This window comes from Thioalkalivibrio sp. AKL9, from assembly GCF_000377825.1.
Classification (GTDB): Bacteria; Pseudomonadota; Gammaproteobacteria; order Ectothiorhodospirales; family Ectothiorhodospiraceae; genus Thioalkalivibrio; species Thioalkalivibrio versutus.
The window spans coordinates 124667-150129 of the sequence record NZ_KB905106.1; the positions used below are offsets into that span (position 1 = coordinate 124667).

22 protein-coding genes are annotated in these 25463 nt (G+C 67.9%); 12 read left to right on the plus strand and 10 right to left on the minus strand.

The window, feature by feature from the left end; all coding sequences use genetic code 11:
- Positions 1 to 6: 6 nt before the first annotated feature.
- From D573_RS0105510 to D573_RS0105520, 3 genes are read right to left on the minus strand one after another with little or no spacing between them, the layout of a single operon-like run.
- On the minus strand, positions 7 to 1227 hold the full coding sequence (locus tag D573_RS0105510) for a tryptophan--tRNA ligase (RefSeq protein WP_018144387.1): 1221 nt from the start codon (positions 1225 to 1227) through the stop codon (positions 7 to 9).
- A 57-nt stretch (positions 1228 to 1284) separates the two neighbouring features.
- Positions 1285 to 2652 carry a DUF945 family protein gene (locus D573_RS0105515; protein ID WP_018937865.1) on the minus strand — a complete coding sequence of 456 codons (1368 nt, stop codon included), beginning with the start codon at positions 2650 to 2652 and terminating at the stop codon, positions 1285 to 1287.
- A gap of 50 nt (positions 2653 to 2702) precedes the next feature.
- Positions 2703 to 3317: an L-threonylcarbamoyladenylate synthase gene (locus D573_RS0105520; protein ID WP_018168560.1), complete on the minus strand. Its 615-nt coding sequence runs from the start codon at positions 3315 to 3317 to the stop codon at positions 2703 to 2705.
- Between the two features lie 412 nt (positions 3318 to 3729).
- On the opposite strand from D573_RS0105520, the gene D573_RS0105525 reads away from it, so the two are divergent.
- Together D573_RS0105525 and D573_RS0105530 are read left to right on the plus strand one after the other, a co-directional pair.
- Positions 3730 to 4026, plus strand: a complete 297-nt coding sequence (locus tag D573_RS0105525) for a YciI family protein (protein WP_018144390.1) — start codon at positions 3730 to 3732, stop codon at positions 4024 to 4026.
- Positions 4026 to 4883 carry a peptidylprolyl isomerase gene (locus tag D573_RS0105530; protein ID WP_018937866.1) on the plus strand — a complete coding sequence of 286 codons (858 nt, stop codon included), beginning with the start codon at positions 4026 to 4028 and terminating at the stop codon, positions 4881 to 4883. The genes D573_RS0105525 and D573_RS0105530 overlap by 1 nt, the downstream gene beginning before the upstream one ends.
- A gap of 41 nt (positions 4884 to 4924) precedes the next feature.
- Here D573_RS0105530 and D573_RS0105535 read toward each other — a convergent pair whose 3' ends face one another.
- Positions 4925 to 5479, minus strand: coding sequence for a copper chaperone PCu(A)C (locus tag D573_RS0105535; protein ID WP_018175990.1), 555 nt, complete (start codon positions 5477 to 5479; stop codon positions 4925 to 4927).
- Positions 5480 to 5664: 185 nt separating this feature from the next.
- Between D573_RS0105535 and D573_RS0105540 the strand changes: the two genes are divergently transcribed.
- The 4 genes from D573_RS0105540 (at position 5665) to D573_RS0105555 (ending at position 11043) form a co-directional block, all read left to right on the plus strand.
- Complete coding sequence (locus D573_RS0105540) at positions 5665 to 6921, plus strand: efflux RND transporter periplasmic adaptor subunit (protein WP_018937867.1); 1257 nt, start codon at positions 5665 to 5667, stop codon at positions 6919 to 6921.
- Positions 6918 to 10106 carry an efflux RND transporter permease subunit gene (locus tag D573_RS0105545; protein WP_018937868.1) on the plus strand — a complete coding sequence of 1063 codons (3189 nt, stop codon included), beginning with the start codon at positions 6918 to 6920 and terminating at the stop codon, positions 10104 to 10106. The genes D573_RS0105540 and D573_RS0105545 overlap by 4 nt, the downstream gene beginning before the upstream one ends.
- A 436-nt stretch (positions 10107 to 10542) precedes the next feature.
- Positions 10543 to 10728, plus strand: a complete 186-nt coding sequence (locus D573_RS0105550; protein WP_018175993.1) for an addiction module protein — start codon at positions 10543 to 10545, stop codon at positions 10726 to 10728.
- 9 nt (positions 10729 to 10737) lie between these two features.
- Positions 10738 to 11043, plus strand: a complete 306-nt coding sequence (locus tag D573_RS0105555) for a type II toxin-antitoxin system RelE/ParE family toxin (protein WP_018175994.1) — start codon at positions 10738 to 10740, stop codon at positions 11041 to 11043.
- A 64-nt stretch (positions 11044 to 11107) separates the two neighbouring features.
- Here the strand turns inward: D573_RS0105555 and D573_RS0105560 are convergent, their stop codons facing one another.
- Positions 11108 to 12439 carry an MFS transporter gene (locus D573_RS0105560; RefSeq protein WP_018937869.1) on the minus strand — a complete coding sequence of 444 codons (1332 nt, stop codon included), beginning with the start codon at positions 12437 to 12439 and terminating at the stop codon, positions 11108 to 11110.
- A gap of 46 nt (positions 12440 to 12485) precedes the next feature.
- On the minus strand, positions 12486 to 13100 hold the full coding sequence (locus D573_RS0105565) for a TIGR02281 family clan AA aspartic protease (protein WP_018937870.1): 615 nt from the start codon (positions 13098 to 13100) through the stop codon (positions 12486 to 12488).
- Positions 13101 to 13262: 162 nt separating this feature from the next.
- Here D573_RS0105565 and D573_RS0105570 point away from each other — a divergent pair, with 162 nt between their 5' ends.
- The 3 genes from D573_RS0105570 (at position 13263) to ispG (ending at position 16899) form a co-directional block, all read left to right on the plus strand.
- Positions 13263 to 14117, plus strand: coding sequence for a hypothetical protein (locus D573_RS0105570; protein ID WP_018168551.1), 855 nt, complete (start codon positions 13263 to 13265; stop codon positions 14115 to 14117).
- A gap of 54 nt (positions 14118 to 14171) precedes the next feature.
- Positions 14172 to 15308, plus strand: coding sequence for a hypothetical protein (locus D573_RS0105575; protein WP_018937871.1), 1137 nt, complete (start codon positions 14172 to 14174; stop codon positions 15306 to 15308).
- Positions 15309 to 15672: 364 nt separating this feature from the next.
- The gene (ispG, locus tag D573_RS0105585) at positions 15673 to 16899 is read left to right on the plus strand and encodes a flavodoxin-dependent (E)-4-hydroxy-3-methylbut-2-enyl-diphosphate synthase (protein ID WP_026287921.1); all 1227 of its coding nucleotides are present in this window, start codon (positions 15673 to 15675) and stop codon (positions 16897 to 16899) included.
- A gap of 556 nt (positions 16900 to 17455) precedes the next feature.
- Here ispG and D573_RS0105590 read toward each other — a convergent pair.
- Both D573_RS0105590 and D573_RS0105595 read right to left on the minus strand, forming a co-directional pair.
- Positions 17456 to 19021 carry a PAS domain-containing methyl-accepting chemotaxis protein gene (locus D573_RS0105590; RefSeq protein WP_018937874.1) on the minus strand — a complete coding sequence of 522 codons (1566 nt, stop codon included), beginning with the start codon at positions 19019 to 19021 and terminating at the stop codon, positions 17456 to 17458.
- A 169-nt stretch (positions 19022 to 19190) separates the two neighbouring features.
- Entirely contained in the window at positions 19191 to 20573 is a 1383-nt protein-coding gene (locus D573_RS0105595) for an HDOD domain-containing protein (protein ID WP_018937875.1), read from the minus strand.
- Between the two features lie 113 nt (positions 20574 to 20686).
- Between D573_RS0105595 and motA the strand changes: the two genes are divergently transcribed.
- The 3 genes from motA to D573_RS0105610 are packed head-to-tail and all read left to right on the plus strand — an operon-like array spanning position 20687 to position 23553.
- The gene (motA, locus tag D573_RS0105600) at positions 20687 to 21541 is read left to right on the plus strand and encodes a flagellar motor stator protein MotA (protein WP_018937876.1); all 855 of its coding nucleotides are present in this window, start codon (positions 20687 to 20689) and stop codon (positions 21539 to 21541) included.
- Between the two features lie 19 nt (positions 21542 to 21560).
- Positions 21561 to 22511, plus strand: coding sequence for a flagellar motor protein MotB (motB, locus tag D573_RS0105605; RefSeq protein ID WP_018937877.1), 951 nt, complete (start codon positions 21561 to 21563; stop codon positions 22509 to 22511).
- Position 22512: 1 nt separating this feature from the next.
- Positions 22513 to 23553: a GTP-binding protein gene (locus tag D573_RS0105610; RefSeq protein ID WP_018937878.1), complete on the plus strand. Its 1041-nt coding sequence runs from the start codon at positions 22513 to 22515 to the stop codon at positions 23551 to 23553.
- A 122-nt stretch (positions 23554 to 23675) separates the two neighbouring features.
- Here D573_RS0105610 and D573_RS0105615 read toward each other — a convergent pair whose 3' ends face one another.
- Together D573_RS0105615 and D573_RS0105620 are read right to left on the minus strand one after the other, a co-directional pair.
- Positions 23676 to 24464, minus strand: a complete 789-nt coding sequence (locus D573_RS0105615) for a sulfite exporter TauE/SafE family protein (protein WP_018937879.1) — start codon at positions 24462 to 24464, stop codon at positions 23676 to 23678.
- Positions 24465 to 24482: 18 nt separating this feature from the next.
- Positions 24483 to 25463 (minus strand): M14 family metallopeptidase, encoded by a 981-nt coding sequence (locus D573_RS0105620; RefSeq protein ID WP_018937880.1) that lies wholly within the window; start codon positions 25461 to 25463, stop codon positions 24483 to 24485.

The following is a 25463-nucleotide window of genomic DNA, read 5'->3' on the forward strand; positions in this document are numbered from 1 at the left end:
TCTGGCTCATCGCAGGTAGTCCAGGCCCATGGCCCGGCGCACCTCTTCCAGGGTCTCGCGGGCCTCTTCGCGGGCGGCCTCGGAGCCCTCGACGATGATGGAGCGCACCAGCGCCGGATCCTCGGCGTATTCCTTCGCGCGTTGCTGGATGGGTTCCAGCTCGGCCTGCACCGCCTCGATCAGCGGGCGCTTGCAGTCGAGGCAGCCGATGCCCGCCGTGGTGCAGCCGGCGTGCAGCTCCTCGCGCTGGCTCGCGTCGGTGTAGACCTTGTGCAGATCCCATACCGGGCACTTTTCCGGATCCCCCGGATCGGTGCGCCGCACCCGCGCGGGGTCCGTCGGCATGGTACGGATCAGGCTCTCCACCTCGGCCGGCTCGGTGCGCAGGCTGATGGTGTTGCCGTAGCTCTTGGACATCTTGCGTCCGTCCAGGCCCGGCATCTTCGAGGCCGGGGTCAGGCGCGGCTGCGGCTCCGGCAGGATGATCTTGCCGCCACCCTCGAGGTAGCCGAACAGGCGCTCGCGATCCCCCAGCGAGATGTTCTGCTGCGAATCGAGCATGGCCCGGGCAACCTCCAGCGACTCTTCCTCGCCCTGCTCCTGGAACCGCTTGCGCAGGTCGCGGTAGCGCTTGGCGGCCTTCTTGCCCATCTTGTCGGCGGCCGCCTCGGCCTTCTCGGCAAAGCCGGGCTCGCGGCCGTAGAGGTGATTGAAGCGCCGCGCGATCTCGCGCGTGACCTCCAGGTGCGACACCTGGTCCTCGCCCACCGGGACCATGCCGGCGCGGTAGGCCAGCACGTCGGCGCTCTGCAGCACCGGATAGCCGAGGAATCCGTAGGTCGCCAGATCCTTCTCGCGCAGCTGCTCCTGCTGATCCTTGTAGGTCGGTACCCGCTCCAGCCAGCCGAGCGGGGTAATCATCGACAACAGCAGATGCAGCTCGGCGTGCTCCGGCACGCGCGACTGCACGAACAGCGTGGCGGAACCCGGGCTCACCCCGGCCGCCAGCCAGTCGATGACCATCTCGGTCACGTGCTGCTGCAGGTCACCCGGATCCTCGTAATGGGTGGTCAGCGCATGCCAGTCGGCGACGAAGAAGAAGCACTCGTAGTTGTGCTGCAACTCGATCCAGTTCTTCAGCACACCGTGGTAGTGGCCCAGATGCAGGCGCCCGGTGGGGCGCATGCCGGAGATCACGCGCTGGTTGGTACCCTGGTTACTGCTCACGGAATCTATCCCTTCCTCTCAGAATAAAACGGACGCGTCCACGCCCGGTCAGTCGTCTCAGAACATGCCGCCGGAGAAGGCGAACAGCAAGGCCAGAAGCATTGCCGTGCGATCCACGTCGTTGATGCGCACGCGGCCGTCCGCCATCGCCAGCGTGCCGTGCCAGTAGCCGGCCTCGGCATCGCGACGGACCCAGCCATCCGCAGCCAGGGCATGCAACTGCGCGTCCAGGTCGATATCGGGATACGCGGCGTCGAATTCGGCCACCCATTCCAGCCCGAGTCGCAGATCGCTGTCCAGCCGCAGGGTCTCCAGCGGGCGGGTCGTCAGACTTTGCTGCGTGCCATGCAGGCCGAGCTCGGCGTCCAGCGCGACCTGCCGGGGCGGCTCGTCGTTCAGCGACGCCCGCAACTGGATCGCCGGCTGGTGTTCAATCATGCCGCCCAGGGCATCGATCATCGCCGAACCGATCAGGGCATTGCGCTGCTCGCCCTCGATGCCGCGCGCGTCGACCGCTTCCAGCTCGGCCAGAAACTGCAGCATGCTGGGACGGTCCCAGCGCAGGATCGCCGCCTGCAGGTCCAGGGCCGTGAGCGTCAGGGCATCCCCCGCGCCATCATCCACCCGGGCGTGATCGACCTGCAGCCGCAGGCGCGAGTCCATGCGGTCGTTGTTCGTATGCTGGAAGGCGTCGAGGCGGGGGCGCTCCAGGTGAAGGCGGGTCGCCTCGCCCTCACGCAGTTCGATCACGGCCGCCGCCAGGCCGCCTTCGTAGTCCGGCAGCCGCCCGAAGACCCCGTCGGCATCGGCCTCGAAAACCGTGGCATAACGTGCCTCGCGCGCCTCCCACGAGAAGCTGGCATCGGACAATCTCGTTTCCGGCAGGTCCAGGCTCACCAGGATCTGCTCGGACGACCAGGCGAAGCGCCCCTGGCCCGCCGCAAGATCCAGCCACAGCGGACCGCCCACCGTAGCGGCGTGTTCGGCCACCTCGGGCACGCTCATCAGGTCCATGCGCAGATCGTCGAACGCAATGCGGGTGGTCACACCACCGCCGATCCCCGAGCGCGAATGCACCTGTAGATCCAGCGAGCGCAACAGATGGGCGAGCAGCGAGTCGTCCGGGGCGGCCAGGGTATCCAGATCCACGAAGGAATCGCCGCGCGCCCCCAGCAGGCCATGGCGCACAGCGTGTACCAGGGGGATCTCGAAGCGCCCGTCGGCATCCTCCAGGATCAGCCGACTGCGACCGCTGGCGGCCAGGTAGCCGCGCTCGTATTCGAGCATCTCGTGACGCAGATACACCTCGCCAAGCTGAGCCTCGTGTGTCTCGGCGACGGTACCCTCGACCTGTGTGCCGACCACCACCGGCCAGATGGCCGCCACTGCCAGCACCACCACCGCAAGAACCACCCACTTACGCATTGCGCCTCCCTGCGGCCGTGCCGCGCCGTGATCCCCGCCGTCGGCCGGGGCTATTCATCCAGAAATCCCACGTCGCCCAGGCCATGCCGCATCACCTCGGGCGCGTCGCCGGTTAGATCCACCACGCTGGTGGCCTCCAGGGTCCCGGCGCCGCCGTCAATCACCAGATCCACCACCTTGCCCAGGCGCTCCTCGATCTCCCAGGGCTCGCTCAACGGGTGTTCATCCCCGGGGAGTTGCAGGGTCGCGGACATCAGCGGCGACCCCAGCTCTTCCAGCAGCGCCGAGACAATCGGGCTCGCCGGCACGCGCATGCCGATCGTACGGCGCTTCGGGTGCTGCAGCCGCCGCGGGACCTCGCGGGTGGCGGGCAGAATGAACGTGTAGGCCCCCGGGGTCAGGGCCTTCATCAGGCGAAAGGCGGTGTTGTCCACCTTCGCGTACACGCCCAGTTCCGAGAGATCGCGGCACAACAGCGTCAGGTGATGGGTCTCGTCCACCTGACGGATGCGGCGAATGCGATCCGCCCCGGTCTTGTCGCCCGGCAGGCAGGCCAGCGCATAGCAGGCATCCGTCGGCAGGGCGATGACGGCCCCCTCCTGCAGCTGGTCCAGGACCTGCCGTATCAGCCGGGGCTGGGGATTATCGGGGTGGATCGAGATCATGGGACAAGTCGGTGCGGTGATCGGCCGCGCAGTGTAGCGCATCCATCGGCGCGCCCATAAGAACGAGCCCTTAAGGAGACGCTGATTGAATCGCGCGCTCGCGCTCGAGTCGCTTTTGCGTGCGAACAAGGCGCGGTGACTGCCGTGCAGTCACTCTGCACAAGGGAGCCGCAACGCCGTGCGCGCGCAAAAGCGGCCGAGCCCCTGCTTTGAATGGTTTGTGGGGTTAGTGCCCCCTGTTCCCCGATCCTGCGTTGCGCCGCTTGCGGGTAGAACCACTACCCGCTGCTCGACGCGCCTTGTCTCGGAAAACAGGGGGCACCAACGCGAGCGCGCGATTCAATCAGCGTCTCCTTAACGGCATCCGGCCACGGACATCGTTAGACTGGTGCCCTTACCGAGGAGAATGCCGATGCTGTACATGATCCAGGGCGAGGATGCCCCCGATTCGCTGGATGCGCGCCTGGCCGCGCGCCCGGAACACGTCGCCCGGCTGCAGGCCCTGCGCGACGACGGCCGGCTGATCCTGGCCGGCCCCTGCCCCGCCATCGACAGCAACGACCCGGGCCCGGCCGGCTTCACCGGCAGCCTGATCGTCGCGGAGTTCCCCTCGCTGGAGGCCGCACGGGAGTGGGCCGACGCTGACCCCTACGTGGCGGCCGGCGTGTACACCACAGTCGACGTACGCCCGTTCAAGCAGGTGTTTTGATGAAGCGGCGCATCCTGACTACAGCCCTGAGCGCCCTGGCGCTCGCCGGGCTGCTCGCCGCCTGCGACACGCAGGACCAAGCCACGCCGGAGTTCACCGGTGACGACGTCACCACGGATACCGGGGACGCCGATACCGTCGCTATCGTCAACGGTGAAGCGATCACCCGCGCCGACCTGTTCGCCTACGCCGGCATGGACGAGGATCCCGGCCCGGCCGCGAGCGACGGCACGCTGGAGGAAGTCATCAGCCTTGAGCTACTGCGTCAGGAGGCGGTCGCCCGCGGGCTGGATACCGATGCCGAGACCCGGCGCATCCTGCGCATGGTCGAGACCAACCTGCTGGCTTCGCTGCTGATGGAGCGCATCACCGCAGAGCTCGACATCACCCAGGCGGACCTCGAGGCGGAGTACGACCGCCAGATCGAACAGATCCGCGGCACCGAATATCGCGCTCGGCACATCCTGGTGGAAGAGGCGGAACGCGCCCGCGAACTGCTCGAAGAGCTGGAAGCCGACGCGGACTTTGCCGAACTGGCCGAAGCCCATTCCACCGATCCGGGCTCGGCGGCCCGTGGTGGCGAACTCGGCTGGTTCGCCCCGGAACAGATGGTCCCCGCATTCAGCGAGGCGGCCATGGCGCTGGAACCGGGCGAGACCACCGCGGAACCGGTCGAGAGCCGCTTCGGCTGGCACATCATCCGCCTGGAGGAAATCCGCGATACCCCGGTCCCGGAACTGGAAGACGTGCGCGCCGAGCTGATCGAGATCCTCGAAAGCCGTGCCATCCAGGAGTATCTGGAGGCGCTGCGCGAGGATGCCGACGTCGAGATCCCGACCCGGCCCGCCAACCAGTAAGGCCGGAACGCTGTGTACCCAACGGGTACGCCGCGTCCGTTTCAGTGCCCGTCGTGCCCGGCCCCATGGCCCATGTCGCGAGCGTCTCCGTCCATATTGTGCCCGCGGGGGTGACCCTCACCGGCACCCTCGCTCCGCTGCACCCGGGCATGGATCGCCATGGTTTCACCGTCGGCAAACTCCAGAAGAACCGGGATCCAGTCCCCCGCTGTCAGCGGCTCGTGCAGGCCGATGAACATCAGATGCAGTCCGCCCGGCTCCAGCACCAGGGTCTCCCCAGCCGGGAGTTCCAGGCCGTCGACCTGGCGCATGCGCATCACGCCATCCACATGGGCATGCTCGTGTAGCTCCACCACCTTCGCGATGGGCGCCTCCGCCGCAACGATCCGATAATCCTGATCGCCGCTATTGCGGAGCACGAAGTACCCCCCCGTCATGTCGCCCGGCATCAGACGAATCCACGGCGTCCCCTCCATCTCCAGGCCATCGCGGCACTCGCAGATCTGCGGCGCCTCGGCCAGGACCGGAGCCACAACGCCGCCCGCCAGCAAACCCGCCGCCAAAAGGCCGCCAAGAAACAGCTTGGATCCCTTCATCGCCTTTATCCTCATTTAAGCAAACCGTAATATTGGCACAATAGTGACCGACCGCAACCGCGGGGGTTCCCCCACAAACCGCGATGGTATGATGTGGCCCGCTGCGGGAACCTCCGGCCCGCGCGCTTCTCCAAGCGACGAGCCACACCCGGCTTGCCAGTACCGCGAACACAACCGAGATACCCATGCCGCGCGCCCTCCGCCGAGCCATCCTCCCTGTCCTGATCCTCGCCGTCGCGGTGGTGGGATTCATGATTCTGCGCGCGACCGGGCCCTCGGCCCCGCCGCCGGAGGCCAGCGAACGCACCTGGCCGGTGCAGGGTCTGACCGCCGAGCCCGGCACCCACCGCCCGGGCATCATGCTGAACGGACGCAGCCAGTCCGCCCGCGATGCGCTGCTGCGTGCCGCGGTCGAGGGCGAGATCGAAGACGTGCCGGCGCGCGCAGGACAGCGGGTGGCGTCGGGCGATGCCCTCGTCCGCATCGACCCGCGCGAGGCCCAGCTCCTGCTGGACCAGCGCGAGGCCGAACGCCAGGAACTGGAAGGCGCGGTCGAGAGCGAGGAACTGCGCGCGCGCTTCGACCGCGAGGCCCTGCGCCGCGAACGCGAACTGCTGGCGATCGCCGAGCGCGGCCTGGAACGGGCCCGCGACCTGCGCGGACGCAATCTCGGTTCCGAATCCGACGTCGATGCCGCGCGCGAACGCCTGCAACAGGCCAGCATCACCGTGGACAGCCGCGAGCAGGCCGTGGCCGATGCCCCGATGCGCCGGGCCCAGGCCGAGGCCCGCCTGGCGCGCGCCCGCGCCGCCGAGGCGCAGGCCGCGATCGACCTGGAACGCACCACCATCCGCGCCCCCTTCGACGCCCGCATCGTGGACGTCGAGGTTGCCACTGGCGAACGCGCCCGGCCGGGGGACCCGCTGTTGAGGCTGTACGCCGTGGACGATCTGGAGATTCGTGCCAGCCTCCCTGAGCACCTGGTCGCCCGGGTCGAGGCCCTGCTGCAGGAGGGCACATCCCTCCCCGCGCACGCGACGGTCGGCGGCCACGAGATCGAGACCGAGCTCGCGCGCCTGGAGGGCGAGACCCGCAGCGGCGACTCCGGGATGCGCGGGGTGTTCGAGGTTCGCTCGGGCGGCCAGCGCCTACCGCTGAATCGATTCGTCGAGCTGCGCCTGCAGCTGCCCAAGGAGCCCGACAGCCTGGCCGTTCCGTTCGAGTCCCTGTTCGGGCGCGACCGCGTGTTCCGCGTGGTCGACGGCCGCCTGGGGTCGCTGCAGGTGGACCGTCTGGGTGACTTCATCGACGCGGACGGCAACACCCTCGCCCTGATCCGCAGCGACGCGATCGCCGCTGGCGACACCCTGATCGCCACCCGCCTGCCGAATGCCGTGGATGGCCTGCGGGTCGAGGTTGAAGAACAGGATTCCGGCCGATGAGCGAATCGGAGACCGGCAGCGCGCCGGCGTCCGGGCAGCCCATGCCTGGTGGCGGCGCGCAGGAACACGACGGGCCTCCACGCGGCCCGATCCAGCTGTTTCTGGAGCATCGCCTCGCCGCCAACCTGCTGATTGCACTGATGCTGCTGGCCGGGGCCTTTGCCCTGACCAAGCTGAATACCCAGTTCTTCCCCAACTTCGAACTCGACTTCGTGACCGTCGAAGTGCCCTGGACGGGGGCCAGCGCGGAGGATGTCGAACGCGCCATCGTCGACCCGCTGGAGCAGGACCTGCGCACCGTCGACGGCCTGCGCAACATGACCTCCACCTCGGCACTGGGCATCGGCGTGGTCACCATGGAGTTCGAGGCCGGGACCGACATGACCCTGGCGCTGGAGCAGGTCAACGACCGTGTGAACCAGCAGCGCAACCTGCCAGAGGCCGCCGAGACCCCGGTGGTCACCCGCATCATCCGCTACGAGCCGGTGGCGCGGTTGCTGCTGACCGGCCCCGAGGACCCGCAGCAACTGCGCATCCTCGCGCGTCAGTTCGAACGCGAACTGCTGGATGCCGGCATCGCGCGCATCGAGTTCACCGGCCTGACCGAGGACGAGATGGCCATCCAGGTGCCATCCGCAACGCTCTACCGCCTGGACATGACGCTCGCGGATATCGGCGAGCAGATCCGCGCCATGGCGCAGGACCTGCCGGCCGGCTCGGTGGGTCGCGACGACACCGCACGCCAGATCCGCAGCCTGGAGCAAGCGCGCGACATCGTCAGCTTCGAGCGCCTGGTACTGCGCGGCGATGGCGAGCTGGGGCGCCTGACCCTGGGCGATATCGCGACCCTGGACCTGCGCCATCGCGACGGGCAGGTACGCGTCCGCGCCAACGGCCAGCGGGCGATCGAGATGCAATTGCTGCGCTCGGAGACCGGCGACTCCCTCGCCGCCGCGCAGGTGCTGGAGGACTGGCTGGCCGAAACCCGCCCCGCCCTGCCGCCCGGGGTTGATCTACAGGTCACCGATGCCTTCTGGGAGCTCCTGTCCGAGCGCATCACGCTGCTGCTGAAAAACGGTCTGGGCGGCCTGTTGCTCGTCCTGGCAATCCTGTTCCTGTTCCTCAACCGCCACATCGCCCTGCGCGTGGCACTGGGCATCCCGATCGCGTTCACCGCCGCCTTCGTTGTGCTGTGGGTGGTCGGCGGCTCGATCAACATGATCTCGCTGTTCGGCTTCATCATGTCGCTGGGGATCATCGTCGACAACGCCATCGTGGTCTCGGAGCACGCCTACAGCCTGCACCAGCGCGGAATGTCGGCCAGCCGTGCCGCGCGCGACGGGGCCCGGCGCATGGTCGGCCCGGTGATCGCCGCCTCGCTGACCACGGTCGCCGCCTTCCTGCCGCTGATGCTGATCGGGGGGATCATCGGCAACATCCTGTTCGACATCCCGCTGGTGGTGATCTGCGTCATTGTCGCCACCTTGCTGATCGCCTTCCTGATCCTGCCTGCACACCTGAAGGGCGTGATGCACCGGCTCAAGCCGCCGCGCCCGGGCAGCCTGCGCGAGCGGTTCGACAACGGCTTCGAGGGCTTCCGCAACGGCGCCTTCCGCCGCGCGGTCACGGTCTCGGTCAATCATTCCGGCACCACTCTTGCCTTGGCCGTCGGCGCTCTGATCCTGGCCATCGGCCTGGCCGCCAGCGGGCGCATCGGCTTCACCTTCTTCCCGTCGCCGGAGGGCACCATCGTCAATGCCGGCGTCAACTTCGTCGCCGGCACCCCGCCGGAGCGGGTGGAGGCCTTCCTGATCCACGTCGAGGAGGCCCTGGCGGAGACCGAACAGGAGCTCGGCGGCGACCTGGTGCGCGCCTCGGTGACTCGGCTTGGGCGCGGGATCGACCCCGGCGACGGCAACGCCCCACGCGGCGACCAGTTCGGCAACATCCAGGTCGAACTGGCATCGCCGGAACAGCGCGAGGTGCGCAACCGCCAATTCATCCAGGCCTGGGAGGAGCGCGTGCGCCAGGCCCCGGGCATCGAGAATTTCAGCATCGACGAGCGCCAGACCGGCCCGCCAGGACGCGATCTGGAGGTCCGCCTGACCGGCGACGACCCGCATGTGCTGAAAAATGCGGCACTGGAACTGGCGGATATCTTCGACGACTTCGCCGGCACCTTCGCCACCAACGACGACACCCCGTTCGGCCGCGAACAGCTGGTGTTCCAGGTCAAGCCGGAGGGCCGCGCCCTGGGCCTGACCACCGAATCGGTCGGTGCCCAGCTGCGCGACGCCTTCGACGGCCACCTCGCCCAGCTCTACCAGGACGGACTGGAGGAGGTCGAGGTGCGCGTGCGCCTGCCGGATCACGAACGCCATTCCAGCGAGAGCCTGGAGCGGCTGAACCTGCGCCTGCCGAGCGGCGAATTCGCCCCGCTGGGCAGCGTGGTCGATCTGCGCTCGCGCCAGGGCTTCGAGACCCTGCGCCATGCCGATACCCGCCTGGCCATCCAGGTCTCCACCGAGGTCGACCGCAGCGTGAACAACGCCGCGCGCATCCGTGCTGCGCTGGAGGACGGCCCGCTGGACGACCTCGCGGCACGCTACGGCATCGAGTATTCCTTCGAGGGGCGTGCGGCCGACCAGGCCGAGACGTTCGCCGACATGCGCACGGGCCTGATCCTGGCGCTGGGGCTGATGTACATCACCCTGGCCTGGGTGTTCGGCTCCTGGGGCTGGCCACTGATCGTGATGGCGATCATCCCGTTCGGCATCCTCGGCGCCCTGCTCGGACACTGGATCCTGAACGTGGAGCTGACCATCCTGTCGCTGTTCGGCCTGTTCGGCCTGACCGGGATCGTGGTCAACAACTCGATCATCCTGGTGAGCTTCTACCAGGGCCTGCGCGAGGCCGGGCTGGCCCTGCAGGAGGCGATCGTCGAGGCCGCCTGCCAGCGCCTGCGCGCGGTGATCCTGACCTCGGTCACCACCATCGCCGGCCTCACCCCGCTGCTGTTCGAACGCTCGGTCCAGGCCCAGTTCCTGATCCCGATGGCGATCTCCATCGTCTTCGGCCTGGCCATCGCCACCGTCCTGGTGCTGTTCGTGATCCCCGCCCTGCTGCGCCTCTACGAAGGCCGCTTCGACCGCGGCGCCACCACCACCCACCACGCCACCGAATAGCCCTCCGGGGCCACCCGTGGCTTTGTAATACCACCACGGAGCGCACGAAGAAGGGCCAGGTCAAGGTCAAGGTCAAGGTCAAGGTCAAGGGCGGGTTGCACCACAGAGGGCACGGAAGGCACGGAGAAATCCGATGGCGGGCCAGGGGGGCCGAAAAGCTGGGGCGAGAAGAACGGTGAGTGGTCCAGTCAGACCAGTGGCGGGCATTGATGCGCTTCCTTTGGCTCCACGGCATCCTGCCCGGTTCGAAACTGTCTTCGATTTTCTCTGTGTATGCCGTGTCCTCTGTGGTGCAATCGCCCTTCGCGTGCCCTTCGTGCGCTTCGTGGTTGATCAAACGAGACCGGCCCGACGGCGTGTACTCAGCCGACGGGCTATACTGGATTCGTATGTTTGAAGGGAGTTACACGTGACTGCATCCCTCGCTCTCGACCAAATGACCACGACCGAAAAGCTCCGCGCCATGGAGGAGCTGTGGGAAGACTTGGCGCGTAATCCGGCGGATGTCCCGGTCCCCAATTGGCATCGCGACGTGCTGGAACAGCGCCAGGCGACCGCCGCCAGCGGTGAGGCCCGATTTCGCCCCTGGGACGACGCCAAGCGACGCCTGCGCAACGGGTAACGGCCTGCCTTGCGCTTGATAGAACTCCTCGACGCGGCGGAAGAGGACCTGGCCCGAGGTGCTGCGTTCTACACCTCCCGGTCACCGGGGCTGGGCGAGTATTTCCTCGATGCCCTCTTTTCCGACATCGACTCCCTGCTCCTGTACGCCGGCGTGCACGAGCAGCATCATGGTTTCCATCGTCTGCTTTCCCGCCGCTTCCCCTTCGCGATCTACTATCGGGTCGATGACGAAATCATCCGCGTCTACGCCATCCTCGATTGCCGCCAGGCCCCGGGTCATCTCGCCACACGCCTGAGCGATCCAGACGAGTAGCTCGAATTTCCACCACGAAGCGCACGAAGATACGAAGAAGGGCCTTCGTGTGTTTCGTGGCGAATCAAACCGCCGCGGCCTGGCGGCGGTCGGCGAGGCGGATGGGAATGGACGCCAGCAGCCCGGCGAGGAACAGGAACAGGCAGAACAGGATGGCGTTCTCGAGGCCCAGCCAGACCTGGAGCAGCCCGATGCCGAGCAGGCCGAAGATCGCCGCGGCCTTGGACGCCAGCCCCCAGAAACCGAACCAGCGCCCGGCCTCGCGCGCCGGGACCATCAGCGCCACCAGGGCACGCCCGGCGGACTGCGCCGAGCCGAGGCAAAGCCCGGCCAGGATGCCGACGCCGAGGAACACCATCTGCGCCTCCACCGGCCGTCCCAGCAGCACGCTCAGCCACTGGGCGATGGTCGGCGTGGCAAAGATCGCCAGCACCGCCAATGCCCAAAGCACCAGCGTGATGCGATAGATGCGCACCGGCCCCGCGCGGTCCTGCAGGAACCCGAAGCCCACGGCACCGATCACCGCGGTGATCTGGGTCACCACGAACATCATCACGCGCGTCGGTTCGTCCCACTGGATCACCTGCGCACCGTAGATGAAGGTGAAGGCGATGATGATGTAGATCCCGGCCATCACGAAAAAGATGGACACGAACAGGGCGCGCAGGTCGCGGCGCTCGCCCAGCGTGACCAGCGAGGCCTTCACCCGCTTCCAGCCCAGCCCCAGCTGGACGTTGCGCGCCATGCGCCGACGGGTACCGCGCTCCTTCAGGAACAGGAAGGTCGGCAGCGCCGAGACCAGGAAGAAGGCCGCGGCAAACGGCCCGACCCAGCGAATGCGCTCGAAGTTCTCCGCGCTCACCTCGCCCAGCAGCCCCAGGGCAAAGGCGGTCGCCACCAGCCCGCCGATATACCCGAGACCCCAGCCCAGCCCCGAGATCCAGCCGAGCCTCTCCGGTGGCCCCAGGTCGGGCAGGAAGCTGGCGATAAAGGACTCGCCGATGGCATAGCCGAAGTTCGAGGCGATGATCAGCGCCATGCCGAAGAACACCATCCCCGGCTCGACGAAGTACAGCAACGCGGTGGTGATGATCGTCAGCACCCACGAGGCGGCGAGGAAGCGCTTGCGCGAGGCGGTGGCATCCATGATCGCCCCGGCAAACGGGGCGGCCACGATCACCATCGCGTAGCTGACCGCCAGGGCCACGCTCCACAACAGGTTACCGAGACGATAGTCCGGGGCATCGCCGACAATCACCCGCGTAAACAGGTCGCCGAAGATCACCGTGATGATCAGCAGGGTGTAGGCCTGATTGGCGAAGTCGAACATCGCCCAGCCGAAGATCTCGCGCCGGGGGGCGGGCGCGTTCTCGGGGTGGCGCCGAATCAGCGGCATGCAGGAGTCTCGGGGGTCATGACGGGCCACATGCTAACCCACCTCCTCAGCGCTCGCGGATCACGACGGCATCGCCGTCCGTTTCGACCGCGAAGTGCTCGAGGAAACTGCGGCCCAGACGCGAGCGCGGCAGTGCATCGTCGGGCAACACGATCGCACTGACCCCCGAACGGCGTAGCGCGCCCACCTGCAACTGCTCGATCCGGACGCGCTGCCCATGCTGCGTACCCCCAGCGTCGCGGATGCGCACCGAGCGCCCCTGATCGGCGTCAATCCCGGCCTGCTCGGCATCGGTCTCACGCAACAACACCGAGTCAGCCTGCGCATCGACGACGACGGTAACGGCCGTACCGTTCACCCCGGCGGTCAGCGCGTGGTCGCCGCGCGAGTCTCGATGCACCCGCACCTCGACACCCCCCTCCGCCGGCCCGACCGGCCGCGCCGGGGCCGCCCGTTGCTGCACCCGCAGCTCATGCTGTCGGCCGCCGTACTCCACCAGGGCCGCGCCCGGGCGCGTGCGCAGGACCCGCACCCCGCCCGGGCCGGACTCGCCGGTGGAGACCACGGCCCGCTCGTCCCCCACGGACAGCACCGCGCGATCCCCGAACACCGCATGCAGGCGCAGTTCCTCCGCGGCCACAGAGGCCGGCCACCACAGCATTAGCCACACCGCCAGACCGAACACGGCCGGCGAACAGTATCGAGCGAGACGAGTCCAAGTCATGCCGCTGTTATAGCGCCTCCGGCTGAACGAAACCGGAACGCCAGGCGACAACCCCCGCGCCTGCTACCATCAGGGCGTGCATATCCTCCTGGAGTCCCCGTGTCCCGTTCATCCTCGTCCACCGCGTCCAGCCCACTCCCGACCCGGCATATCGCCCTGCGCCATGCCTTTACCGTGACATTGCTGGTAATCGGGCTGTGGCTGATGCACATGAACCTGCGGGTCCTGCCCGAGGCCGGGGTGATGGCGCTGTGGATCGGTGTCACCCTGCTGATCGCCCATGGCGGCTTCCGGCGCCACCGGGTACGGCGCGCGGCCTTCCTGCGCGGCTACCTAGAGCCGACCAGCCAATGGCCTCGCCGCCTGCGGGGCGGGCCGCTGATGGCCCTGCGGCACCTGATCATCGGCGCGCTGCTGGGCGGACTGCTGCTGATCACCCTCGCGCGCATCCCGACCCAGGAGGTCTGGGCCGCCCTGCTGGTCGCCGGCTTCGTGCTGGTGATCAGCGAGGCCCTGTTCGCCCGCCTGCTGCGCGGCCATGCCCATCCGCAGTTCGCACCGGAACTGGTCCGCCGCGGGGCCCTGCGGCTCACGGGCATGCTGCTGATCGTCGCCCTGCTGGCGCTGGCCCTGCTGGCCCGGTACCCCGACCTGACCGGCGCCTCGCTGGAACAGGCGGTCTGGTTCCTGGTCCACCAGGAGGCCGCGCGCAGCCATCTGCTGGAGGCCGGGTTGCAACTCGCCGCCGCCCAGGACGCCCTGCGCCTGTGGCTGGGCCAGCAGTGGTTCCCGCAGGGTGTGGAATCCCTGCCGGCCCTGCTCGGCTGGCTGCTGGTACTCGCGGAACAGGCCTTCCTGGCCCTCGGCTTCCTGCTGCTGGCCAACGGCCTGCTGCCGCTGCGCCCGACGAACGACACCCTGGGCGACCCGCGCAACGCCCCCGTCATCGAGTAGCGCGGACCCCGCCATGCCGTCGTGCATCCCGCAAGCCCCAACCGGCACCCGGCCATGGCGATGACGGCGGGGTGGCATACGGCCTGGACCTGGCTGGTCCTGACCCTGCTGGCCAGCACCAGCCTTTTATGGCTGGCCAGCCAGCACGAACCCCGTAGCTGGGAAGAGGCCGCTCCGCTGACCCTGCAACTCGGCGAGCAGCGCTACCAGGTCGATCAAGAACGCCTCACCCGCCTCGAACGCTTCACGCTCGAATGGCTGGAGGCGGGGGACGCCGAGGCCCGGGACCACTGGCAAGGCCGCGTGGATGCCGAACTCGATGCCCGCTTCGCGGAACTGCACGACCGCGTCCCCGAGGTCGCGGACTGGTACTACTCGCTGGGCGCCGAATACATGCGCCTGTGGCTGCGCGGGACCCAGTGGCTGGGTGACGCCGAACGGGATGCCCCCGCGCGGATGCTGCGCGAGCGCCTGCTGCCCGAGGCGCTGTGGGAGCGCGCCTTGCAGGACCTGGCCACCCGCATCGAATGGGGCGTGGACGAGCAACAACGCCAGGTCCGCGACGCCTGGCGTCTGGAGTTGGCCGAGCGCCTCGCGGACGCGCGCATCCCGGACCCACCGCCGCGCGCCGGCGGGGGCTCAGCGGCCGAGATCGAACGTGGCCACGCCCTGCACGCGGCGCTGGATATCGACCTGAAGCGCTTCGACCAGCGCACCGGCCTGGCGGCCACGGCCGCCGCCGGCACCGGGCTCGCGACCCCGTTGATCGCGCGTGCCGTGCAGGCCCGTCTCGCCACCCGCGCCACGCAGGCGGGGCTGGCGCGCAGCCTCGGTCGCGCCGGGCGCGCGGGCGCCCTTGGTGCCGGGGTCTGCGCCTGGAGCGGTCCGTTCTCGCTGGGCTGTGGCATCACCGCTGCCGGGGCCACGATCATCGGCGTGGACTGGCTGCTCCTGCGGCTGGACGAGACCCGTCACCGCGAAGACCTGGAGCAGGCCCTGCACGAGGCCCTGGACGCCCTGCACGCCGAGACCCGCCTGGCCTGGCAGCAGGCCATCGCCGAGCGCGTCGAGGCCCGGCACGCGGCCAGTCGCGCCGCGGTCGAGAACACCTTCCAGCCCTGGCGCCGACCGGGACCAACGTCGGGGGTTGCGTCCGGAGATGGCCACGGCCCCTCCGGGGCCTCGCCATGACGGGAAAACGAGCACCGTCATCGCGAGGAACGCAGCGACGTGGCGATCTCCGTGGGTGGCCCCGGCGTCGGCCGGGGCGGACGTCGGGGGGGTCGCCCGGAGGTTACTCGCTGCGCTCGCCCTTCGGGCCGACCTGCGGCCGTTCAACGCGCTTCGCGCTTTTGTGCCACGGCCCCTGGCGGGGCCTCGCAATGACGGGGGCAAGGAGCACCGTCATCGCGAGCGCCGCAGGCGCGTGGCGACCTCCGTGGACACCCCGGCGCCAACCAACGGGGACATTACGACTTGGGGCCTGCAGTTTCTCGGCAGTCGAGCAGTGCTGCGTTACACTCCGCACACCGTTACCTCGCGCCCGCGCCTACTGATGAATACGATTCCCAAGCGCCACAAGACCGTCCCCGTCCGCGTCGGCAACGTCACCGTCGGCGGCGACCACCCAGTGATGGTGCAATCGATGACCAATACCGACACCGCGGACGCCCTGCGCACCGCCGTGCAGGTGGCGGAACTCGCGCGCGCAGGCTCCGAGGTCGTGCGCATCACGGTGAACTCCGAGGCCGCGGCGAAGGCCGTACCGGAGATCCGCGAACGCCTGGATGCGATGGGACTGGACGTGCCGCTGGTCGGGGACTTCCACTTCAACGGCCACAAGCTGCTGACTCAATACCCGGAGTGCGCGCAGGCGCTGGCCAAGCTGCGCATCAACCCGGGCAACGTCGGGCGCGGCTCGAAGCGCGACAGCCAGTACGCGGCCATGATCGAGACCGCCTGCGAGTACGACAAGCCGGTGCGCATCGGCGTGAACTGGGGCAGCCTCGACCAGGCCCTGCTCGCACGGATGATGGACGCGAACAACGAGCGCGCCGACCCCCTGTCACCGGAAGCGGTGATGCAGGAGGCCCTGATCACCTCGGCGCTGGAGAGCGCGGCCGAGGCCGAACGTATCGGCCTGCCGCATGACCATATCATCCTGTCGGCCAAGGTCAGCGGCGTGCAGCCGCTGATATCGGTCTATCAGGACCTGGCCGCGCGCTGCGACTACCCGCTGCACCTGGGTCTGACCGAGGCCGGCATGGGGGCCAAGGGCATCGTCGCCTCGACCGCCGCGCTGTCGGTGTTGCTGCAACAGGGCATCGGCGACACCATCCGTATCTCGCTGACACCGGAGCCCGGCGGCGACCGCACCCGCGAGGTCCTGGTTGCCCAGGAGATCCTGCAGAGTATGGGGCTGCGTAGCTTCCTGCCGTCGGTGGTTGCCTGCCCCGGCTGCGGACGCACGTCCAGCGAATACTTCCAGCACCTGGCGCAGGACATCCAGACCTACATCCGCCACCAGATGCCCACCTGGAAGGAACGCTATCCGGGCGTGGAGGAGATGACCGTCGCGGTGATGGGCTGCGTGGTCAACGGCCCCGGCGAGAGCAAGCACGCCAACATCGGCATCTCCCTGCCTGGCACCGGCGAACAACCGGTCGCCCCGGTCTACGAGGACGGCGAGAAGACCGTTACCCTCAAGGGCGACCACATCGCCGAAGAATTCCAGGCCCGCGTCGAGGCCTACATCGAACGCCGCTACCGCCAGACCGCGTAACGCTCACGTGCAACACGAAGCGCACGAAGGCTCGAAGAAGAGCCAGGTCAAAAGCGCATCACAGGACGGTTGGAAGATGGGAAGGGTTATTGGAGTGTGGGGCACTGGCTAGCACGGCCCCCCTGCAACGCCCTTTACGGTTTATCCCAATCCCTCTTTCTTCCGATCTTCGCGTTTTCCTGTCGATCACCCCTAACCTTCTTCGGGCCCTCCATGGGCTCTGCGGTGAAAAACCCAACAACGGCTCGCCACCCTCCCTCGTCATCCCGGCCGTAGCGAAGCGCAGAGCCGGGATCTCCAACGTTGGGGGCCATCCCGGGAGATCCCGGATCACCGCTGCGCGGTGTCCGGGATGACGTGGCAAGCCTTTTGCGCTACGGCCGGGATGACGAGAGTAAGAGCCCATAATTTGGTGCCAGAATTGGGCGCTGCAACCGCCCGCCAGAAGATTTTGCGCACCGGTGGCATCGCCCGAACAGCAGGTCATGACGCCGCGCGACCGTTCCCACCGGCGCCCCGTACCGGCCAACGCCATACCCCGTAATCGGCGCCGAGCTTATTTCTGTTCGAAGCGGTGGATCAGCGCCTTCAGTTCGGCGGCCTCGGCCTGCATCCGCGCACTGGCGTCGCGGGCATGGGCGGAGACGGAACCGGTCTCGGTGGCCACGTCACGAATGGACGTCACGTTGCGGTTGATCTCCTCGGAGACCGCGCTTTGCTCTTCGACCGCGGTGGCGATCTGGGTGTTCATCTCGGTGATCTGGCCAACGGCCTCGCGGATGCTGGTCAGTGAATCGCCCGCCGCCTGGGCCTTCTCCACCCCGTCGGCGGCCCGCTCCTGACTGGCACGCATCGCGGACATGGCCTCGCGCGCCCCGGACTGCAGGCTCTCGATCATATTGCGAATGGTTACCGTGGATTCATCGGTGCGCTGCGACAGGCTGCGCACCTCGTCGGCCACCACGGCGAACCCGCGGCCGTGTTCCCCGGCGCGGGCGGCCTCGATCGCGGCATTCAGCGCCAGCAGGTTGGTCTGCTCGGCGATCTCGCGAATGACGCTCAGGATCTTGTCGATCTCCACGGTGCTCGCCTCCAGCTTGCCGAGCTTCTCGGCCGTGGACTCGACCTCCGCTGCCATGCGGTTGATCACGGAAACCGTATCGTTCACGACATCCTGACCGGCCCCGGTTTCCTTCTCGGCGTTGTTGGCGGCCTCGGCGGCGCGCGCGGAGTTGCTCGCCATCTCCTGAATGGTCGAGGTCATCTCGTTCATCGCCGTGGCGACCTGGTCGATCTCGTTTTGCTGGCGCTCCACACCGGAGGCGGTCTGGTCCACGCTGCTGGCCATCGAGTGCGCATCGTCATTCACCGCCTCGGCCTTGTCCTCGATGCGGCCCAGCACGGTGCGCAGTTTGGCCTCGCCGAACCGCTGCACCAGTTCCAGCGAGGCGCTGTCATCGCGCCGCCCGGTGTAGATCGCCTCCATGACCGGGTTGTCGAACTGGGCCTGGGCACGCTTGACCGCCTGGCGCACCCCGGAGGTAAACACCAGCGACGCCACGCCGCCGACAGCGAAGATCAGCACCAGCAGGGCCGCCTGCACCACAGGCGAAAACGCCGAGAACACGACGGCGAGCGCCAGCAGGACACCCACGATCCAGGTACCCGCCAGGCGACAGGTCAGGCCGTGATACCAGCGCCGTGCGAAGCTCCGCCCCCGGTTGATCGCGGCATACACCTTCTCGGCGCGTGCCACATGTTCGCGCTCCGGGATCGCCCGCACCGACTCGTAGCCGGTCTTGCGACCGTGCTCGTAGGCGGGGGTGACAAAGGCGTCCACCCAGTAATGATCGCCGTTCTTGCGCCGATTCTTGACGATGCCCATCCAGGCCCCATCGGCCTTCAGGGTCGCCCACATGTTCGCGTAGGCGGCCTCCGGCATGTCCGGGTGGCGCACGATATTGTGTGCGGCCCCCTCCAACTCCGCGCAGTCGAAGCCGCTGACCTCGACGAAGTCGTCGTTCGCATAGCGAATGCGGCCTTTTTCGTCCGTGGCCGAGATCAGATCCCCATGCCGATCGAGCGAATAGTCCGTCTGGGTGACGGGAAGATTCTTGCGCATGCCGTACTTCCTTATTCTTGTGTGCCGAACAGGACGTGTCCGGCAACCAAAATTCATGCGGGCCGTTCGCTGCGCCCCGCGCCCTCGAGGATGATCCCCGGCGAATAAATTCGCTCTTACGAATGTATCGACCCGGATGCCCCAAACTTGAATCGCACCTGGCGGCGGCCTACCGGGGTTCAACAGGCCGCGATGCCGCGGCCAGCACACGCCGAAAGCCCTCGAAGGCGAACGGGGTCAGCTCCAGGTCACGCGAACGCCGGTCGGCGTAGACCAGGCCCAGCACGCGCTCGCCATCGCACAGGCGCGCGACGAGGCAGTCGACCCCGCCGGTCAGCTTGCGCACCGCCGAGGGCATCTGCTCATGGATGCGCTTGCGGTCCCACCACTGCGGCGTGTCCATATCCAGAACCTGCGCCAACGGTCCGAGCGCCGCACGGTTGATCACAAAGTGACTGAACTCCGGTTCGTGCAGCGTGCCGACCAAGTGCTCGGCGCGCAGCGTCTCGCCATCCCGGGACAGACGGGCAAAAACCACCCGGTTCAGGCCCACTCCGAACTGCATCACCCGCAGCATCCGCCGTACGCGCAGCTCGCGGTTCGGCTCTTTCTCGAGCGCGGCAATCCCCTCTTCCAGCAGGTCGACCCGCGGCATCAGGGCCAGGCGCGGCCGATGGGGCTCGCGCAGCCAGACCCGCCCGGGTATCTGCGGATCCAGCGGTTCACGATGATAGACCGCGACGTCCGCGTTGAAACGCTCGATCACCGCACTGATCCGGTCCGCGGCCTCCTTGTCGGTCAAGCCCATCAACCCGGCCAGGAGCGCGAGGTCGCGGTCACCGCGCGCGGTATCCATGCCGCGAAAGACCTGCCAGGCCACGGCACTCGCGACCATCACCTCAAAGGCCCGGTGATGCGCCGCATTGACCGCCCGCAGTGTCCCCTGCACCAGTTCCGGCAGCTCCATTTGTTCCGCCATCGCACGCGAGAGATCGTCCGTTGCGTACCCCAGTGCGGTGTAACTGGCCTCGTCCGGAAGCGCATTCAGCTCGAGGATCTCCATCAGCCGGGCCAGGCGCGGCTCGCCCTCCACCAGCAGGGCGAGCAGGCCGAGCTGATTCAGCAGGGCGGCCAGGGCCAGCTCGCCCGGCTCGGTATCGTGGCGCTCGCCTGCGATTTCGGTCGCAATCATTGCCGCCAGCCGCGATTGCGCCGCCATCTCGCGATAAGCCTGCGGCTGGGTAACGACATCCTCGACGCGCGGCGCCGCAGCCGCCTCCTGATGGACGTTCTGCAACCCCAGCATGGCGATGGCGTCCCCCACCGCGTGCACTTCCTGGCGCAGGCCGCGGCGCGAACGGTTTGCACGCAGGACCAGACGCAGGCTCAGACCGGGGTCGCGTTCGGCGTAACGCGCCAGTTCGCGCAGCGAGCGCTCAACCAGAGCGTCGGGGTCGGCAAACACCGCATCGCTCGCCTCGAGGATCGGCCATTCCACGGCCGCCAGGCGGGCGGCTTCGTCCATGTAGGGCGCGTCCTTGTCCAGGGACATGCTGTACCTCGCGCAGGGGAGTCGTTATGGTTATGCCCGTCACTATAGCAACTGCGGCACTGTGAACTGGCCCGCAGAACCCCTACTCGAGCCCACATCCCGGAACCCCATCAGTGAAGTACATTCTCGGCTTTATCATCGTGCTCGGCGGCGTGTTCGGCGGCTTCATGCTGCACGGTGGCAATATCATGGTCATCTGGCAGCCGTACGAATACATGATCATCGGCGGCGCGGCCCTGGGCGCCTTCCTGATCGCCAACCCCTTCCGGGTCGTGATCACGGTCCTCAAGTCCCTTCCCCAGCTGCTGAAAGGCGGCGCCAAGTACTCGCGCGAAGACTACCTCGACCTGCTCGCGCTGATGTACAAGTTGTTCACCAAGGCCCGCAAGGAAGGCCTGATGGGCATCGAAGGCGACGTCGAGGAGCCCGAGGAAAGCGCCCTGTTCCAGGCGCATCCCCGGGTACTCAAGGACCATCACGCGGTCGAGTTCATCACCGACTACATGCGCCTGATCATCTCCGGCTCGATGAACCCGCACGAGCTGGACGCCCTGATGGACGTGGACCTGGAGACCCATCACGAGGAATCCGAGCGCCCCAGCCACGCGGTCAACCGCGTGGCGGATGCCCTGCCCGGCTTCGGCATCGTGGCGGCGGTGCTGGGGATCGTGAACACCATGGGTGCGCTCGGCGGCTCAATCGAACAAATAGGCATGAACGTAGCGGCGGCCCTGGTCGGGTCCTTCCTCGGCATCCTGCTGGCCTACGGCTTCGTCGGTCCGACCGCGGCCGCACTGGAGGCGCGATCCCAGGAAGAGGCGAAGTTTCTGCAGTGTATCAAGGCCTGCATCCTCGCCAATGTTCAGGGGTACAGCCCGCAAGTGGCGGTTGAATTCGGCCGCAAGACCATGGAAAGCGAGCTGCGGCCCGGCTTCTCCGAACTCGAGGAGCACGTGAAGGCGGCCTGAGGCCGTCCGGAACGCACCCATGGGCGTCGAGGACAAGACCCAGCCGATCATCGTCAAGAAGAAGGTGGTCAAGGCCGCTCACCACGGCGGTTCGTGGAAGGTGGCCTTTGCCGATTTCGCCACCGCGATGATGGCCTTCTTCCTGCTCCTGTGGCTGCTCGCCGCGATGGAGGCCGAAGATCTTGCCGGTTTATCCGAGTACTTTCAGAACCCGTCAGCCTTCGAAGGCCGTGCACCCGTCCCCGGACAGGCGCCCGGGGACGGCACAGGAGTGGACCCGTCGATTATCGATTTCGAGGGCCTGCCAGAACTGATGGAAGACCCGGAATCCGTCGCTCCCCCCAGTGGCATCGACGACGAAACCCTGGACGACCTGGCCGAGGCGCGCGACCGTGAGGCCCTCGAGACACTGCAAAGGGCCCTGGAGGAAGCGGTCGAACAAAGCCAGGCGCTGGAGCCCTTCAAGGACCAGTTGCTCCTGGACATCACGCCCGAGGGCCTGCGCATCCAGATCATCGATCGCGAGAACCGGCCGATGTTCGACAGTGCCAGCGCGCGGCCGCTGGAGCACGCCGACGCGATCCTGCGCGAACTGGCCAGCCTGATCAACAAGGTCCCCAACCGCGTCTCGATCACCGGACACACCGACGCGCGCCCGCTGCTGCGCCCGGATTACACCAACTGGGAACTCTCGGCCGACCGTGCCAACGCGGCCCGCCGCGCGCTGATCGCCGGCGGCACCGAATCCGACCAGATTGCCCAGGTGGTGGGTCTGGCGGCCAGCGTGCCCTTCAACCGCGAAGAACCGGAAGCGGCCATCAATCGCCGTATCTCCATCATCGTCATGTCCCAGCAGGCCGACGATGCCATGCGCCAGAGCCTGGAGAGCGAGGGCGTGCGCCCCGAAACCCTTGGACCGGCAGACAACGGCACCGGCCCACCGCCCGCGCAACTGGACGACCCCAGCTAAAATGGCCCAACATCGCGACATCCCGCTGAACCTGATCACCGGTTTTCTTGGCGTCGGCAAGACCACCGCCATCCGTCACCTGCTCGCACAGCGCCCGGAAGGCGAGCACTGGGCTGTGCTGGTCAACGAGTTCGGCGAGATCGGCGTGGATGGCGGGCTGCTGGCGGATACCGGCGTGGCCCTGGAGGAGATCCCCGGCGGCTGCCTGTGCTGCGTCTCGGCGCAGATGTTCACCGTCGGCCTGAACCGGCTGATCCGCAGCCAGAAACCCGACCGCATCCTGATCGAGCCGACCGGTCTCGGGCACCCGGCGCAGATCATCCGCACCCTGACCGAACCGCCCTATGCCGGCGTCCTCGATCTGCGCGCCACCGTGACCCTGATGGACGCACGCCACCTGGCCTCGCCCCGCCATCGCGAGCACCCGACCTGGCAGGACCAGATCGCCCTGGCCGATGTACTCCTGGCCAACAAGGCCGATCTCTACAGCGAGGATGACCGCGAGACGCTGCATGCCTACGTCGCCGCGATGCCCTCGCCGCGCCCCCTGGTGGTCGAGACGACTCAGGCCCGCATCGAGCGCGAATGGCTGGACCGGCCCCGGCTGGAGCGCGGCGGTGCCCTGTTCCCCGAGGCCCGCGCCTTCCTCGACGCCGCGACCGAGTCCACGGACCATGACCATGACCATGACCACGACCACGACCATGCCGCTCCCGCGGCAGACGAATGGGTGACCATTGACACCCGCGGCGATGGCTACATCGGTCGCAGCTGGCTGATGCCCGAGGGGCAGGTCGTCGACCACGCAACCCTCACAGGGCTCGTCGACAGCTTTACCGGCGACCGCTTGAAAGGACTGGTGGCGACCAACCAGGGCTGGCACCGCATCAACCGCGTGGACGGCCACGGTGGGCTGGAGCCAATGGCCGCCCCCAACACGCCGCTGCGCCCCCGCATCGAGGCCATCCTGCCGGAATCCGATACCGCCGCCCTGGACGCCCTCGCCAAGGCATTCGAAGCCGCACACACCCCGAACACCTGACCCAGCACCCGGCGCCAATCGACGCCTCGTAGGATGCGTTGAGCCCCGCGAAACGCATCAAGACGCACGTTACGGGGAAAGACGCCACGCCGACCGATGCGTTTCGCTTCGCTCAACGCATCCTACAAGTCTGGCGAGGCGAGCCAGGCGGGATCGAGGAAAAACAAGAGGGTAATCACCGCCCCGATCAGGGTGACGGCATGCCGATAGCCGGCCTCCGGCACGCGGCGCACCAGGGCGATACCGAGCCGCGCGCCCAGGATCGCACCGGCCCCGACAGCCAGCAGCCCGGTCGCGACCACCTGCCCGCCCGCGATGTAGACCCCCACCGCCATCAGGGTCAGCACCGAGGAGAGCAGGTTCTTCACCGCATTCGCCCGCGCGAGATCCGTGATCCCCTGGCCACGCAGGATGGCCAGCAGCAGGATGCCGACCCCACCGTTGAAATAGCCGCCGTAGGCACAGCCCAGCCCGGCCCCCAATACCCGCAGCGGCCCCGAGTGCGTCCGCGCGGCCTGATGCTGTAGCCAAGGGCCAAGGGCAAACAGCACCGTGGCCAGCAGCAACAGCCAGGGGATCAGCGCGCGGAACCGGGCATCCCCGGTCAGCAGCAGCACGCAGGCCCCCAGGGCCCCGCCCAGCACCCCCGCCAGCAGCAGGCCCCAGGCCAACCCCCGGCCCAGCTCCTGCCACGCCCCGCGTAACTGCCGCCGATCCGCCAGCACGCTGGCCAGATAGCCGGGCAGCAAGGCCGCGGTCCCCGTGGCATTCGCGGCCACCGGCGGCACGCCAACGCTCATCAGGGCCGGCAGGGTCAGGAAACTGCCGCCACCGGCCACCGCATTCAGCAGGCCGGCGAAGAACCCGGCGGCGAGGAGCAGCAACGCAACGCCGGAGGGCGCAAAGTCCATGCCGCGCGGTATCCCGGCTCAGACGACCTTGCGGTCACTGAACTCGGCGCGGTAGAACCACTCGTTGCCCGGCAAGGAATTGGGGTTGGGAAACACGATGAAGCCCGGCTCCGGGGCACGCACCTCGGTGCCGTCGGCACGCGTACCGATCAGCTCGCCGGCCGCCAGCGGATCGAAGCTCTTCCACTCCCGCGCAAAGCGGTCATCCGGGTGGTCGCGGTCGATCACCTCGACCAGACGCAGCACCTCCGGACTGGCCTGGCCCGCGGTGGCCGGGGCCTCCAGCATGTCCAGATGCGCGAGGGTGTTGCAGATCGCGTTGTACGCCACCTCCGGCGCCTGCGGGTCGTCATGCTGGCCGCATTCCAGGGTCACGCCGTAGCCGCCCTGCGAGCGCATGTACTCGGTGGTGCCGATGCCGTAGCTGGGGTCGGTACTGAGCATCTGCGCGCGCTGGCTGGCGTTCGGGTTCTTCATCCGTCGCGCGACCCCCCGGGCGTAGGTATCCAGCCAGCCCTCGACCATGCGCTGCGGCCCCAGGCAGGCCGCCAGCGCCTGTTCCTCGGCCGCGTGCTTGAAGCCTTCCAGCTCGCCGTCATTATCGCGCGGGCCGAGCATGATGAACGGCTGCCCACCGGTGTGGAACGAGTGCAGATCCAGCAGCACATCATGTGCCGCCAGCAGCGGGCACAGCACGTTGGCGATGCGGTCCTCGAAGTCCTGCGGGTCGTCGGTCACGCGCAGATTGCGGTTCAGGTTGCGCTCGCCCATGCGACTTTCCAGCTGATAGGCCAGCGGGTTGGTGCGCGGCACCAGCGTCAGTTGTCCGCGCAGCAAACGCCGCTGCCCCGACTCCAGCTCCGCGTGCAGGCGTTCGGTGGCCTGGGTGCCACAGGTCTCGTTGCCGTGCACCGCCCCCAGCACGATCAGACGCGGCCCCGGCTCCAGGCCGTGAAAGGTGATCGAACGCAAGGCAGTGGGACGGGACGGATCGGACAT